This is a genomic window from Acinetobacter sp. Tol 5, assembly GCF_019702905.1.
In the GTDB taxonomy this organism is placed as follows: domain Bacteria; phylum Pseudomonadota; class Gammaproteobacteria; order Pseudomonadales; family Moraxellaceae; genus Acinetobacter; species Acinetobacter bereziniae.
In genome coordinates, this window is the sequence record NZ_AP024708.1 from 2,503,910 (window position 1) to 2,517,257 (window position 13,348).

At 39.1% G+C, this 13,348-nt stretch carries 18 protein-coding genes; all 18 read right to left on the reverse strand.

The features are described from left to right. Nucleotides 1-13 precede the first annotated feature (13 nt). On the reverse strand, nucleotides 14-379 hold the full coding sequence (locus TOL5_RS11755) for a lipopolysaccharide assembly protein LapA domain-containing protein (protein WP_004830977.1): 366 nt from the start codon (nucleotides 377-379) through the stop codon (nucleotides 14-16). Between the two features lie 21 nt (nucleotides 380-400). Continuing rightward, complete coding sequence (locus tag TOL5_RS11760; protein ID WP_004720793.1) at nucleotides 401-703, reverse strand: integration host factor subunit beta; 303 nt, start codon at nucleotides 701-703, stop codon at nucleotides 401-403. 159 nt (nucleotides 704-862) lie between these two features. Then, nucleotides 863-2,539, reverse strand: a complete 1,677-nt coding sequence (gene rpsA / locus TOL5_RS11765) for a 30S ribosomal protein S1 (RefSeq protein ID WP_004830978.1) — start codon at nucleotides 2,537-2,539, stop codon at nucleotides 863-865. 118 nt (nucleotides 2,540-2,657) lie between these two features. Then, nucleotides 2,658-3,347 carry a (d)CMP kinase gene (gene cmk, locus TOL5_RS11770; RefSeq protein WP_004830979.1) on the reverse strand — a complete coding sequence of 230 codons (690 nt, stop codon included), beginning with the start codon at nucleotides 3,345-3,347 and terminating at the stop codon, nucleotides 2,658-2,660. A gap of 11 nt (nucleotides 3,348-3,358) precedes the next feature. Continuing rightward, nucleotides 3,359-3,793: an SRPBCC family protein gene (locus TOL5_RS11775; RefSeq protein WP_004830980.1), complete on the reverse strand. Its 435-nt coding sequence runs from the start codon at nucleotides 3,791-3,793 to the stop codon at nucleotides 3,359-3,361. Between the two features lie 86 nt (nucleotides 3,794-3,879). Then, the gene (gene tadA / locus TOL5_RS11780; RefSeq protein WP_009586640.1) at nucleotides 3,880-4,404 is read right to left on the reverse strand and encodes a tRNA adenosine(34) deaminase TadA; all 525 of its coding nucleotides are present in this window, start codon (nucleotides 4,402-4,404) and stop codon (nucleotides 3,880-3,882) included. A 6-nt stretch (nucleotides 4,405-4,410) separates the two neighbouring features. After that, a complete protein-coding gene (locus TOL5_RS11785; protein ID WP_221260349.1) occupies nucleotides 4,411-5,532 on the reverse strand; it encodes an enoyl-CoA hydratase/isomerase family protein in 1,122 nt (373 codons plus the stop codon). Further along, entirely contained in the window at nucleotides 5,529-6,242 is a 714-nt protein-coding gene (ung, locus tag TOL5_RS11790; RefSeq protein ID WP_004830983.1) for a uracil-DNA glycosylase, read from the reverse strand. Before ung ends, TOL5_RS11785 begins: the two co-directional genes overlap by 4 nt. Nucleotides 6,243-6,316: 74 nt before the next feature. Next, on the reverse strand, nucleotides 6,317-6,913 hold the full coding sequence (locus TOL5_RS11795) for a 6-pyruvoyl trahydropterin synthase family protein (protein ID WP_005029250.1): 597 nt from the start codon (nucleotides 6,911-6,913) through the stop codon (nucleotides 6,317-6,319). A 225-nt stretch (nucleotides 6,914-7,138) separates the two neighbouring features. Further along, entirely contained in the window at nucleotides 7,139-8,110 is a 972-nt protein-coding gene (gspK, locus tag TOL5_RS11800) for a type II secretion system minor pseudopilin GspK (protein WP_004830985.1), read from the reverse strand. Continuing rightward, nucleotides 8,103-8,756: a type II secretion system minor pseudopilin GspJ gene (gene gspJ, locus TOL5_RS11805; RefSeq protein WP_005029252.1), complete on the reverse strand. Its 654-nt coding sequence runs from the start codon at nucleotides 8,754-8,756 to the stop codon at nucleotides 8,103-8,105. The genes gspK and gspJ overlap by 8 nt, the downstream gene beginning before the upstream one ends. A gap of 2 nt (nucleotides 8,757-8,758) precedes the next feature. Further along, nucleotides 8,759-9,142: a type II secretion system minor pseudopilin GspI gene (gene gspI, locus TOL5_RS11810; RefSeq protein WP_009586653.1), complete on the reverse strand. Its 384-nt coding sequence runs from the start codon at nucleotides 9,140-9,142 to the stop codon at nucleotides 8,759-8,761. Beyond that, nucleotides 9,129-9,695: a prepilin-type N-terminal cleavage/methylation domain-containing protein gene (locus tag TOL5_RS11815; protein ID WP_009586651.1), complete on the reverse strand. Its 567-nt coding sequence runs from the start codon at nucleotides 9,693-9,695 to the stop codon at nucleotides 9,129-9,131. Before TOL5_RS11815 ends, gspI begins: the two co-directional genes overlap by 14 nt. A 5-nt stretch (nucleotides 9,696-9,700) precedes the next feature. Then, entirely contained in the window at nucleotides 9,701-10,315 is a 615-nt protein-coding gene (locus TOL5_RS11820) for a TetR/AcrR family transcriptional regulator (RefSeq protein WP_004830990.1), read from the reverse strand. A gap of 84 nt (nucleotides 10,316-10,399) precedes the next feature. After that, a complete protein-coding gene (locus tag TOL5_RS11825; protein ID WP_049044701.1) occupies nucleotides 10,400-11,173 on the reverse strand; it encodes a TatD family hydrolase in 774 nt (257 codons plus the stop codon). 27 nt (nucleotides 11,174-11,200) lie between these two features. After that, a complete protein-coding gene (locus tag TOL5_RS11830) occupies nucleotides 11,201-11,542 on the reverse strand; it encodes a PilZ domain-containing protein (RefSeq protein ID WP_004830992.1) in 342 nt (113 codons plus the stop codon). A gap of 26 nt (nucleotides 11,543-11,568) precedes the next feature. Continuing rightward, entirely contained in the window at nucleotides 11,569-12,549 is a 981-nt protein-coding gene (locus TOL5_RS11835) for a DNA polymerase III subunit delta' (RefSeq protein ID WP_151780769.1), read from the reverse strand. A gap of 37 nt (nucleotides 12,550-12,586) precedes the next feature. Beyond that, entirely contained in the window at nucleotides 12,587-13,348 is a 762-nt protein-coding gene (gene kdsB, locus TOL5_RS11840) for a 3-deoxy-manno-octulosonate cytidylyltransferase (RefSeq protein ID WP_121775060.1), read from the reverse strand.

Consider the following 13,348-nt stretch of genomic DNA (forward strand, 5'->3'; position numbering starts at 1 on the left):
TTTAGCATAATGATTAAAGAGGATTAGAATTCTTGTTTTCAGGTTGAATATCTAATACCGTCTTTTCATGACGAGCATTTGCAGCAGCTTCAGCAGCAGCCAATTGCGCAGTCTGAATTTGTTCCTTTCTGAGATGATCAATATCTTTACGAAGACGCTTAACTTCCCAAGCATTTTGGAATACACGGAAAACCTGTACACCAAGCAACAATCCAAGAACAATTCCGAGGACTAAAGTCAATAATAGTAATAGCCCTAAACGCATTGCTGGAACCTGTGTAAACAACAAGTCTACTGGTAGCTCAGCAGGGTTTTGTAGGACTAATGCTAAAGCATAACCAAATACCACCAACAGTAATGCAACTAAGAAATAGCGCATAATCACCCCATTCGAATTTTATTAGTTAGCAGATTCGTTTACTGCATCACGCAATGCTTTACCAGGCTTAAAGTGCGGCACTGCTTTCGCTGCAACTTCTACAGACTTACCTGTTTTAGGATTACGACCTACACGCGGCTCACGGTGGTGCAGTGCAAAGCTACCAAAACCACGAATTTCAATACGATCATCTGAAGACAATGATGCAATCATTTGATCAATCATAATTTTTACTGCTTCTTCAACCAATGGCTCTGCCAAATGTGGGTTCTTGAGAGCAATTCTTTCTATTAAGTCAGACTTATTAAGTGCTTCAGTTGTCATTTAAGACCTCATTAATTTTAATGCTATTTGACATACACTAGATAATATCCTTTTTAAATACAAAAAGGTAGCGCAGTCATCATATACTACGCTACCTTTTACAGTATTTGAATAAAAAATATTAATTAATTACATTAAATAATACTTCTTAACAATAACTTAGTGGTTCATTTGCGCTTTGATCAAATCACCAATAGTCTTAGGACCATTGTCTTGACCATTTGCAGCTGTCTTCAAGTTAGCTACTGCTTCTTTCTCTTCAGCTTCGTCTTTCGCTTTAATCGACAAGTTGATAGAACGTGATTTACGATCTACATTGATGATTTTAGCTTCAACTTCTTGACCAACTTCTAAGAATTTAGTTGCATCTTCAACGCGATCGCGGTTGATTTCAGATGCTTTCAAAGAAGCTTCAACTTCGTCAGCTAACTTAACAGTAGCGCCTTTAGCGTCAACTGCAGTTACTGTACCTTTAACCAACGCACCGCGTTCGTTAGCAGCTAAGAAGTCATTGAACGGATCGCTGTTCATTTGCTTGATACCAAGGCTGATACGGTTACCTTCTGCATCTACAGACAAGATAACAGCTTCAACTGTATCACCTTTCTTGTAACGACGGATGGCATCTTCGCCTTGTTCGTTCCAAGAAATATCAGACAAGTGAACTAGACCATCGATACCGCCTGGTAAACCGATGAAGATACCGAAGTCAGTGATTGACTTGATCGTACCTGAAACTTTTTCACCTTTGTCGTGTGACTTAGAGAATTCTTCCCATGGGTTCGCACGAGTTTGCTTGATACCCAATGAAATGCGACGACGCTCTTCATCAACTTCAAGAACCATAACATCAACTTCATCACCAATCTGAACAACTTTAGATGGGTGGATGTTTTTGTTGGTGTGATCCATTTCAGAAACGTGAACTAAACCTTCAACGCCTTCAGCGATTTCAGCGAAACAACCGTAATCAGTTAAGTTCGTTACACGCGCTTTAACGATAGAACCTTTAGGATAACGGTTCATGATCGCTAACCAAGGATCTTCGCCTAATTGCTTAAGACCTAAAGATACACGGTTACGTTCTTTGTCAAATTTAAGTACTTTAACAGTAACTTCTTGACCCACTTCAACAACTTCTGAAGGGTGTTTGATACGTTTCCAAGCCATATCTGTGATATGAAGAAGACCATCAATACCACCAAGGTCAACGAATGCACCGTAATCAGTAAGGTTTTTGATTGTACCTGTAACTGTTTGACCTTCTTCCAATTGAGAAAGAAGCGCTTCACGGTCAGCTGAAGATTCAGCTTCCATAACAGCACGACGAGATACAACAACGTTGTTACGTTTAGCATCAAGTTTGATTACTTTGAATTCTAACTCTTTACCTTCAAGGTGAGTTGTGTCACGGATAGGACGAGTGTCTACCAATGAACCAGGTAAGAATGCACGAACTGGACCGATGTCAACAGTGAAACCGCCTTTAACCTTACCAGAGATAACACCAGTAACGATTTCGCCGTCTTCAAAGATTTTTTCAAGTTTAGTCCAAGTTTCAGCACGTTTCGCTTTTTCACGTGATAAAACTGTTTGACCCATACCGTTGTCAAGCGCTTCAACAACAACATCAACTTCGTCGCCAACTTGAACTTCAAGTTCACGTTGTTCGTTTAAGAATTCTGAGCGTGCAACAACACCTTCAGATTTAAGGCCAGTGTCAACAGTAACCCAGTCAGAGTCGATGCTAACAACGATACCTTTAATAACGGCACCTTTGTCGATATTAAGAGTTGATTCGCTTTCTTCAAAGAGGGCTGCAAAAGATTCGGTCATGATATACCTAGAAAAGTCAGCGGTCTTGGATCAGACAAGGCCGGTTTAGTTAAGCATCTACATAGTCCATATGAAACTGATCAAGCTATGCTTTTGCTAATATTTAATTAAATATTCGTTACTTAGCTAAATGAGTATCGACATAATCAGTCATCAGTTTAAATACTTCATCAATGTTCAATTCCGAACTATCGATGATATAAGCATCTACTGCTGGCTTGAGTGGAGCGACTGCGCGTTCCATATCTCGCTTATCTCGAGCTTGTATATTAGCTAAAATGTCGCTTATTTTAACATCCAGCCCCATTCCCTGCAACTGTTTTACACGACGTGCTGCACGGGACTCAGCCGATGCGGTGAGATATATTTTAGCTTGCGCTTGTGGAAAGATCGAAGTCGCCATATCTCGACCATCTGCAACCAAACCAGGCATTTGAGCAAATGCATGCTGACGTTCAACCAAAGCCGCCCTAAGCGCTGGAATTGCAGCAACTTTTGAAGCAAATTCCCCCACCCGTTCAGTACGGATGGTTTGGGTCACATCTTCCCCGTCGAGTAAAATAGTTGTACCCGTTTCAGTCGTCTTAAACACAATATCCAAATGCATTGCAATTGTAACGCTTTGTTGAAGTGTATCCACATCATCCAAAGTATCCAACAATGCTTTTTGATGTAACGACAACCCAAGCAAACGATAGAGCGCTCCAGAATCCAAGAGATGAAATTGATAATGATCTGCGAGTTTTGCTGCCAGTGTTCCCTTACCAGAACCACTCGGTCCATCAATCGTGATAATTTGAATTGTCATTGTATTTCCAATTAAGCTACAGACTTTGCAAGTTTCTTAAAGCCAAGTGTAATCGCTAGTTTAAGCTGTGCAAGTATTAATTTACTCACAAAAGGTGCACGTGCTTGTAATTCGATCGTATAGTTAACACGGGTTTTATTTGGTGAAAGCTCTTCAAACTCAATAATTCCAATATGGTGTTTGATGAGTGGATTCTTAATCAACTTATATTCGATACGTTTATTGACATCTAGATACGTGATTTGCTCTTGAATTGGTTTAATCGGACCAAATCCCATACGACGAATCGACCCTAATCCATCTGGACGTTCAGGATCAGCCGCATCTTTTACACGTACCACTTGTACAGGCGCAAATGCCACATTGTAGGTTGCATGTTTCGACAGTAAGTCAAATACCTGTTCAACTGGTGCATCAAACTCTTGTTTTACTTGAATAGAATTCATTATTGTACCCTTTTATGCTGGTCATATATTTTGTCGCACTTATTTTTGACAATATCAATTGTCATTAAAAACACCCGTATTCTAGATCATTTTAATGTGTCATTTAAGGTCTTTTGTTGTTGCTTTAATTGTTTTTTTTGTTCACGACGCATTTTAAAAAAATTAGACAATTGAAGTGAACATTGTTGCTGCAAACATCCACCTTGATATTCAAATATATGATTGTAGTAACCCGTCTCCAACAACCTTCGGCTACTGATGAGTGAACCAGCTTTGGGTTCTTCTGCACCAAATACAACCCGATGTACCCTAGCATGTATTAACGCACCTACACACATTGTGCAAGGTTCAAGTGTTACATATAAAGTGGTATCTTCAGGAAGTCGGTAGTTTTGAATATTGAGACAAGCATGCCGGAGTGCTTGAATCTCGGCATGTGCAGTAGGATCATGTTGTGCAATCGGTTGGTTAAAGCCCATGCCAATTAATTGACCTTGACTCACCAAGACTGCACCTACAGGTATTTCACCAAGGGAAGCTGCGAATGCAGCTTGCTCTAAAGCAAGTTGCATCCATTTTTCATCAACATTTTGCTGCGGCAATTCAGTCATTTTAGACTAGATAATGCCATATTGAGTCAATAGTACATTCCAACTTTCAATAGTCGTTTTCGGCGGATTGTGTCCAAGAATGCCTTTTAACGTTCTTGATTCAACCTTTTCCCACTCTGGAGACAGATCTTTGTCAACTAAACGCGCACGTACACCTTCAACAAAATCTGGATGACGAATTTTCCAGTCAGAAATTTGCTTTTCCAATTCAAATACTTCAGCCCAAGAATGAACTTGGCGTCCCCATTGCCATGATAACCATGTAATTGCAGCAGTACTTGGAGAACCTTTTTGTAAGTTCTCACTGGCTTGGCGCAACCAGTCACTGCGTGCATCGCTTAAACCAATGATCGCTTCATAATCTTGTTCAAAGTTTACACCACGACAAACACTATGGATTACATCCAATGAGTTTTGTAGAGGACCCGGTGAAACCGGGCGATGTAAACTATTTAGCGTGTCATCCAAAGCACGGAAATCACCAGCAGGATAATGATCCCAATCAATATCGAGTAGTTTTTGCAACACTACATCACGTTGCGCATCACAAATGTGGGTTGCCCAACCGATTCCATAACCACCTGCAGCAGTCATGATGGATCCTGTTAAACCAGTAAATAATCCGATAGGACCACGATCTGCCAAGAATCGCGTCGCACCAACATCTGGATAAAGTCCAATATTCACTTCTGGCATCGCCAAACGAGAGTAAGGCGTCACCAAACGGAATGGTGCAGCCATAAATAAGCCTAAACCACCACCCATAACATAACCTTCACCCCAAACAACAATAGGTTTGGCATAGTTATGTAGCAATAAATCTAAAGCGTATTCAGTTTCAAAGAATTGATTGGCAGTTTCGACTTCATTGTTAATCACCAATTGACGAAGCTTACGCACATCACCACCGGCACAAAATGCCTTAGGTGTAGTTGAATCTAACCAAATTGCCTTGACTGCATCATCATCATGAAAATCTTCAAACAGCTTCAATAGTGCTGCAACGATGGATTCATCCAGCGCATGAAGCGATTTAGGGCGATTTAACCGAATAATGCGCCAACCATTTTGCGCTTCTTCGATAATCAAATCAGGGTGATAGTTATTTATTTCGGGAGAATTTGTCATGCGTCCAGCTGCCAGTCGATTGGCTCAATGCCATGTTGTTTCAGGTAATTATTTGTTTTAGAGAAAACCTTACAACCAAAAAAACCACCACGATTTGCTGCCAATGGAGATGGATGAGCAGCCTTTAATACGAGGTGTTTGTTCTGATCGATACGTTGTCCTTTTTTCTGAGCATATGCACCCCATAGGATAAACACAATATGCTCTCTTCGCTCATTGAGTACATCAATGACATGATCGGTAAAATTTTCCCAACCACGTTTCTGATGTGATGTAGGTTGCCCAGCCTCTACGGTCAATACACTATTAAGCAGTAATACGCCTTGTTGCGCCCATTTACTCAAATCACCATGTCGTGAGACTGGAACACCTAAATCGGTATTCAGTTCATGAAAAATATTGCGTAAAGACGGAGGTAATGCGACCCCTTTTTGTACAGAAAAACTCAAGCCATGCGCTTGATCAGGACCATGATAAGGGTCTTGTCCAAGAATCACCACTTTTACATTTGGAAGAGGCGTCGTGTCTAAGGCATTGAAAATGAGCGAGCTTGGTGGATAAATGGTTTTGTTTGCATTTTTTTCAGCCACTAAAAAAGAACGCAAATCATCCATTTGCTGACTTAATAGGAAATCAGCCAAGCCTTCTTTCCAACTTTGATCTAACCGAACTTGATTTAGTTTTGTTTGTTCGAGTTCAGACAATTGCATCAACTTTCATCCTAAATTTTAATTTCCTAAAAACGTATCTATATCTCAATGGATTTCTTGATTGAAACCGCAATTTATATTTTAACCTGTAAATCCACTTCAGGGTTTTGAAATTGAACACCTTGTTTCAATTTTTCATACATTTCAGGGTCTGTCCACTCAACTTGAACTTGTTCAGAAAAAATAATTTTATCCAAACTTAGCAGTCCCATTTGTGTGTTTTCAATATCTTCCTGAAAGCTTTGCGCATATCCTGTATCTGTTTCATGCACGATAACAGAATAAACCTCAACATCACCTTCACCATTCTGGGTAATGGTTGATTTTAGAACCTGTTGCGCAAGAAAGAAAAATACACGTGAAAACTGCTCAGCTGAAGGTGAAACAGGTAATGCCACCCAACGCGCACTAAATGTTTTACACGCTTGAATATACTCAGGACTATCTTCTTGCCAAAAACAAATCGCATGATCAAAGCTATCAAAAATTTCTTTGATTATTCCTTTCAGCAATCCAAAATCATATACCATTTGACCATGATCAAGTTTTGAAGCTTTCAGTAATAACTCAACTTTATAGCTATGCCCATGTATAGATCGCTTACAACGATCTGATGTGCAATTACGCACAATATGTGCATTTTCAAACTTAAATAACTTACGAATTAACATGAGCCAAATTTTATAAACAAAGCGGTTAAGAAACTCGATTATAAAGCAAAACTCGAACCCTGAGCATTAATTTTCTCGTTCATTACAATTAGCTAAAAGGATAATCCCCTTTTTTGGCTTGGATTGAGCTTATCCAATTCAATAAAATATCTCAACCAACCTTTTTACAACCTTAAAAATCCTTTTAGAATAATAAACTTACAGATAATTCTTTTAATCTTTTAATTAAAAAGGTGCCAAACTTCGTGAGTATACAAACACTTGCGACTGATCATTTCGTAACAAATGACTGGTAAATTGACGCTTACGGTTGCTTAATAAGACTTCGATTTTTGCTTTAAAATAATTCGATCTCACGCCAAAAATTTTGTCTGCTTCTGTTTTTTCCGTTGCATCCAAACTATCAAAGGGTGATATTTTCATCAAATCACCCACATTGGCAAAATACTCAAGTTTTTCTTGGCGTGCATTTAATGCAGTTTGTATGCTATTGACATCTAATTTTTCATTGATTGCTGCCAAAACCATGGCAGGTGCTGTATTGACATTAATTCGCGTATTGATGTCTGGTAAAGCTGATATGTAAGGCGCAATCAAATCATATTTGGTACCTTCAAAACCACGCACCAACTTTAACTCTTCAATACTGGCAAATTTACGATTTGCAGCAGAATAAGGTTTAGGGAGACCTTGATAGTAGCTTGTTTCTGCTCCCATTGCGCCGATCGTTTCATTATCAGGATCTTGCCAATCAATAACCGCCTGAACGTTATCCGCGGGTAAACCAACACGCACCAACAATTTAGAGAAATATTTCTGTGCTGCCTCATTCGGCTTAGCTTCAGTGTTTAATAAACTATTGAGATTGAATTTACCCGATTCATCTTCCAAAACACCTGAGACATAACCATCTTCCACTGGAAAGGCTGGCATGGGTTTTGCCCATGTTTCTTGAAGGTAGTCAGCCTCTTTCCCATTCTCACTATCCTGAACCAATATCTCAGAATAAAAAGCTTCTGCACTTTTGGCATAGAACAAGGCTTGGCTTTGACGTTTTAAAAAGCCTGTGCTTTCATTGGTATAGCTTTGATGTTTTGCAATTGATGCAGCAATAATAGTTGCCAAAGCCACCATTACTAAAATAGTAATTAAGGCAATCCCTTGCTGTGGTTTGAATTGTATAAATGATTTATCCATTTTGATTATTCTTTATCAAAAAATCAGTATTCAATAAACTAAAAATCCACTCATATTCTACTTCATGAATCGTGATTTTCATTTTAATTCCACGCGGTAATTGGCTATCATTTTTAGTTAAGTCATTTGGCCAACGATCTGACTCATTTGGATTGAGTATTTCAATTTGATAGGCATCTACATCCGTCAGCATGACACTCGACAATGGTTGTTCCGAGCTATTTCTATTCAGATTGGAATACTTTAATCGATATAGTTTCTTCTCTTGCTGGTCATAACCGTATTCTATTCGCTCATAAGGTGAGAGACCTTGCTTTAAAGGATCTGTAACACCAGCTTTACTAAATGATAGTTTTTGTCGATCTAAGCGCAATGCAGGTTCAACTTGTTCACCACTTCGGGCTGAAATTGGCACGATTTGCAATGTATCACGCTGAATTTGTTGATATGCACCTTGGAGTTGCCCTAAATTCTCTTCGTGCATCACATTACGATCTTTGACCTTAATCAAATAATCAAATATCTTCCAACCCAAGGCAGAAAGCACCGCAAAAATAGCAATTGCGACAAGTAACTCAATCAAAGTAAAACCTGATCTCTTCTGCATTTTGACAGTATTATTGTTTTTATTTTGGACGACGTTCATGACTATTTTTCTTTGATTGGATAATTATAAAACACCATATTGGTGATTCCTGCTTCCACTTTACCTGTATCAGTATTAAATAAACTGACCTGCACATCGATTTTTTGCACATCAGGACTCAGTGTAGACTCTGCTTTTTTATCCACTTGCCATGTTTCACCTTGAGCCGTGATCTGTTTTGAAGCTGTTCCAGTTAACCACTCTCGGTTAATCATCATCATTGAAATTTCATTTTGTGCAACAAATTGTGCTTTGGTCCGTAAAATGGCATTGGCTGTAGATTGGGTATATTGCATCGCAACTTTAGTCAAAGCTATTGCTGCAACAGCAAAGATCGCCAATGCCACGACCACTTCGATAAGGGTAAAGCCTTTATTTTTCTTCATCGACTTTACCTAAATAGTCTACGCGAATCACACCACCTACAGGTTTTTGTTGATAATACATTTGAATCATGACAGGTTTTGCTTCTCCATTGCCAAACCAAATCAATTTAGGTGCATTATTTCCCAGTAAATCCGCATTATTGGCATCTCGAAACTGATGCTCTTGAGGCTGAATTGAAAATGAAACCTGATCTGGCAAATTTCGGCGGGTAAAATCTGTAACATCTTTCCAAGGTTTGTTATCAATCACACGTACACGCTGTACTGGATCTTGCTGCATGGGAATATATTCGACCAATCCATATTGTGCGGTAGCGACATCGGTTGCAGCATGAAAATCCAAAGCATAAATACGGGATTGATCATTGGCTTCACGATTGATTTGCTTTAAATCAAGCAATAGCATCTCACGTGCTTGCATCGCCTTACGCTGATCAACACCGTCAATATTTAAAACAATCAATGAAGCGATAATGCTGATAATCACAATGACAACCATCACCTCAATCAAGGTAAAACCTTTATTGTTGAGAGATGTAGGCATACGCTTCATAACCGTTAAGCCACTTGTTCTGAAGCTTGTGGGTGTTTGGGAATCGCTAATGCTTGATCAATCAAAGCCACACGCAAAGTATCTCGACAACCCAAATAACGTTGATAAAAACTTGAATTCAGTATTGCAGCACCGCCATGTGTTATTGACCAAATCGAAGCCAAATAATCACGTACTGACATCAAACTATGTATGGACTCCAAATAACTTTCCGTCATCCGAATAATCAGACGAAGGCGTTGTTTGCGAACCTGATAAAGCTCATTAAACAAGTGATAAATCCCTTGTCCTGTAGTCGATAAACGTTCTTCAATTTGATGAAATAACACCGCTCTTTCAGGATGATGTAAATGGTGCAGCATAAAAAAAGCCAAATGCTCAGGAAAAGCTTTTTCAGTGTCTCGCACCATCTCTAATAACATGCGTTCATTACGAATAATCAGCAGCATGTAAAGTTCATCTTTACTCTGAAAATGTTTATAAAGTGTTCCCTTCGCTAGATCTAGTTCCGCAGCGAGTGCATCTAATGTCATCCCCGCTTCACCGTTTTCTAAAAGCAATTGTTCAGCAACCTGAAAAATTAAAGCTTCTCTTGCTCTAAATTGAGCCTGTCGATCCATCTTCACCCGATAAACTCTCTTGTTAATTCTATCCGTTAATAAATTGACGCACTTCTAGTCATGATTTTATCAATCAGTGGCGCTTTACTTTTGTCGAAGAAGATTTTCAAAATTTTGTGTGGTAATGAAAGCCATCTCCTCAAGTGTTTTATCATATACATCACTTAAGGCTTTGGCTACATAGGGAACGTATTTAGGTTCGTTAGACTTTCCTCTATAAGGCATCGGCGCTAAATAAGGACTATCTGTTTCAATTAGAACACGATCAAGTGGTACTTGTTTAGCCACATCTCTTAAATCCTGTGCATTTTTAAAGGATACAATCCCAGAAAATGAAATGTAATAGCCACAATCCAAAACAGCTTTAGCAGTTTCCCAGTCCTCAGTAAAACAGTGCAAAATACCATGCGTTGACTTTTCAGCGCGTATAATATCGACAGTTTCATGCTTTGCAGAACGGGTATGTACCACTACGGGTTTGTTGACGATTTGCGATGCATGGATATGTCGTGCGAAACATTGTTTTTGTTCTTCTATAAATTCGGTGCTGTGAAAGTAATCTAACCCTGTTTCACCCAGTGCCCAAACTTTTTCAGTTTGTGAAAGTTCTACAAGTTTTTCTACAGTTGCGCGCTGCATCATCTCTGGATCTTCACAAGGATGCACCCCAACACTATAACCAACATCGGCATGACGTGCGGCGATATCAGCAAGCACAATATGGTCATCTAAATCAACAGAAATCCCCATAAATTTAGAGACCCCTGCATCCCGTGCCTGCTGTAATGCTAGATCCAAATCGCCTGCATAAGGTTCAAGATTTAACATGGTTAAATGACAATGCGTATCAACAAACACAGGCTTTCCTAAATATTCTAAATTGGCTTACATTGTAAAGCTTGGACGATCCAAAGACATACTCCCGGCGAGTAGTTTTTCTGCTTCCATTTTGTAATAGACGCCTTTTTCACCAGTTAACTGAATTGCAAAACCTTGAGGCTTCATACCATTTTGTTTTTGCGTGATCCAAATCACCTTACCCGTTAAAGGAATTTTTTGTGATTGATCCGGTAAGCCCGCAAGTACAAAAACTTCATCACCCATTTTGACTGGGGTTTTTGAAGGTACAAACAAACCACCACCTAAAATATATGGCATATAGCTTGCCTGCAAAGTTGCTCGATCAGCGATGTTCACTTGAATCAAACCGCCCATACGTGGTTGCATGATTATTCCCCTTAAATATTCAAATTTTATGTCACATTCATTAACTGAATGGTGAGTTGATCAATAATTAGATTTGTTTGTACATTTTGATCAACTTTGAGTTTCGCTTGTTGTAAGTTTTCATAAATCGAGAACAGTGTTTGTAAATCATATTGTGTCGCAATCTCTGAAAACACTAAATCTGAATTTTTGACAACTTGATTCAGCTTGACACAAATTATATCCGACAACAAGTATTCAAACATTTGAATCAGATCATAAAAACTCAGTTCTTTATTCCATTTTGAAGCAAACTGCATTGGCATGCTTTTTTGACTGACCAGTTTGAACCAATCTTGCAAAAATTCCCCACGCCGATTCAGCCAATCCAATTCTGCAAGGGACTGTGCTTGTAAAGGCATATTGTTAGATAAGTTCATCAACAACTGAATTTGAGCATGTTTTTCTACAGGAAGTTGTTGCTGTAAATACTGCTCTGTTTGTATAGGAGTAATTCGATCCATCGCAAAATGCTGTAATCGACTACGAATTGTTGCTGGAAGCTTTAGATAATGATCCGCCAACAAAATAATCAAAACCCGTTCACCAGGCTCTTCGAGTGTTTTTAATAATGCATTTGCTGAAGCAATATTTAATGCTTCAGCGGGTTCAATCACAATAACGCGCCAACCATCTACTGTCTGTTGCACAAATGGTAGTAAATCACGGATCTTCTCGATCTTAATTTTCGCGTTTTGTTTCTTATTCTCTTCATCGGTCGTGATATTGACATAATTAGGATGGGTATCCGATTTTAACCACTGACAACTGCTACACTCACCACAAGCACCTTGTGGTGTCTTATTTAAACATAAAACCCATGACAAAAAATGCTGTGCAAAAGCATCTTTGCCACAGCCCTTTTTACCATAAAATAGCAGACCGTGTCCTAATTTGGGAAAACGTGTAGTCAGTGTATCCCATGTTTGTTGTTGCCAAGGGTAAACCTGAGAACTTGATGCATCCATAAATTAAAGACCTAAAAATAAATAGCTTAAATATAAATTATTTAAAAACAGAAACATCTAAGGCATTTAAACGATCTAAATCTGCTTGTGTATCCACACCTGGCGGTAAATTGACTTGTGCAATATCTATGGCAATACGATGTCCATTCTCTAAAACACGTAATTGTTCAAGGCTCTCTAAACGCTCCAAAGTGCCCATATCCCAAGTCACATATTCTTGTAACAATTTCACCCGATACGCATACAAACCTAAATGTCGATATGCAGATTGATGTAATGTTTGATCATTCAGTTGTTCAGTTTTACGTTCATACGGAATCGGTGAACGACTGAAATAAAGCGCTTCGTTAAACTTTGACATGACCACTTTAACAATACTTTCACGCTGGAACTCTTCAAGCTGATGAATGGGTTCGCATAGTGTTGACATTGAACATTGTGGATTTTCGGCAAGCAGTGTTGCGACTTGAATGACCAATGGTGCAGGGAGTAAAGGTTCATCGCCTTGCACATTGACAATGATATCATCTGCATCCCAACCTTTGATTCGAGCAACCTCACTCAGACGATCAGTACCCGATGGATGATTAGGATCTGTAATCACCACATCCACACCCTCCTGACGACAAATCTCGGCAATACGTGGATCATCTGTTGCTACACACAGATCATCAAACCCCTGAACTTTTTTTGCTTGATCAACGACACGCAGAATCATTGCACGACCATGAATTTCTAAAAGTGGCTTTCCAGGTAAACGTGTACTCGAAAAACGTGCAGGAATAACAATATGTTTCAT

What these genes read in the sequence shown, in the direction of transcription:
- TOL5_RS11795 (WP_005029250.1), bottom strand. Translation starts at nt 6,913, where the DNA reads ATGTTAATTCGTAAGTTATTTAAGTTTGAAAATGCACATATTGTGCGT.
- ung (WP_004830983.1), bottom strand. Translation starts at nt 6,242, where the DNA reads ATGCAATTGTCTGAACTCGAACAAACAAAACTAAATCAAGTTCGGTTA.
- TOL5_RS11760 (WP_004720793.1), bottom strand. Translation starts at nt 703, where the DNA reads ATGACAACTGAAGCACTTAATAAGTCTGACTTAATAGAAAGAATTGCT.
- TOL5_RS11830 (WP_004830992.1), bottom strand. Translation starts at nt 11,542, where the DNA reads ATGCAACCACGTATGGGCGGTTTGATTCAAGTGAACATCGCTGATCGA.
- TOL5_RS11835 (WP_151780769.1), bottom strand. Translation starts at nt 12,549, where the DNA reads ATGGATGCATCAAGTTCTCAGGTTTACCCTTGGCAACAACAAACATGG.
- TOL5_RS11755 (WP_004830977.1), bottom strand. Translation starts at nt 379, where the DNA reads ATGCGCTATTTCTTAGTTGCATTACTGTTGGTGGTATTTGGTTATGCT.
- TOL5_RS11785 (WP_221260349.1), bottom strand. Translation starts at nt 5,532, where the DNA reads ATGACAAATTCTCCCGAAATAAATAACTATCACCCTGATTTGATTATC.
- rpsA (WP_004830978.1), bottom strand. Translation starts at nt 2,539, where the DNA reads ATGACCGAATCTTTTGCAGCCCTCTTTGAAGAAAGCGAATCAACTCTT.
- cmk (WP_004830979.1), bottom strand. Translation starts at nt 3,347, where the DNA reads ATGACAATTCAAATTATCACGATTGATGGACCGAGTGGTTCTGGTAAG.
- TOL5_RS11775 (WP_004830980.1), bottom strand. Translation starts at nt 3,793, where the DNA reads ATGAATTCTATTCAAGTAAAACAAGAGTTTGATGCACCAGTTGAACAG.
- kdsB (WP_121775060.1), bottom strand. Translation starts at nt 13,348, where the DNA reads ATGAAACATATTGTTATTCCTGCACGTTTTTCGAGTACACGTTTACCT.
- TOL5_RS11815 (WP_009586651.1), bottom strand. Translation starts at nt 9,695, where the DNA reads ATGAAGCGTATGCCTACATCTCTCAACAATAAAGGTTTTACCTTGATT.
- TOL5_RS11820 (WP_004830990.1), bottom strand. Translation starts at nt 10,315, where the DNA reads ATGGATCGACAGGCTCAATTTAGAGCAAGAGAAGCTTTAATTTTTCAG.
- gspI (WP_009586653.1), bottom strand. Translation starts at nt 9,142, where the DNA reads ATGAAGAAAAATAAAGGCTTTACCCTTATCGAAGTGGTCGTGGCATTG.
- tadA (WP_009586640.1), bottom strand. Translation starts at nt 4,404, where the DNA reads ATGACTGAATTGCCGCAGCAAAATGTTGATGAAAAATGGATGCAACTT.
- gspK (WP_004830985.1), bottom strand. Translation starts at nt 8,110, where the DNA reads ATGGATAAATCATTTATACAATTCAAACCACAGCAAGGGATTGCCTTA.
- gspJ (WP_005029252.1), bottom strand. Translation starts at nt 8,756, where the DNA reads ATGAACGTCGTCCAAAATAAAAACAATAATACTGTCAAAATGCAGAAG.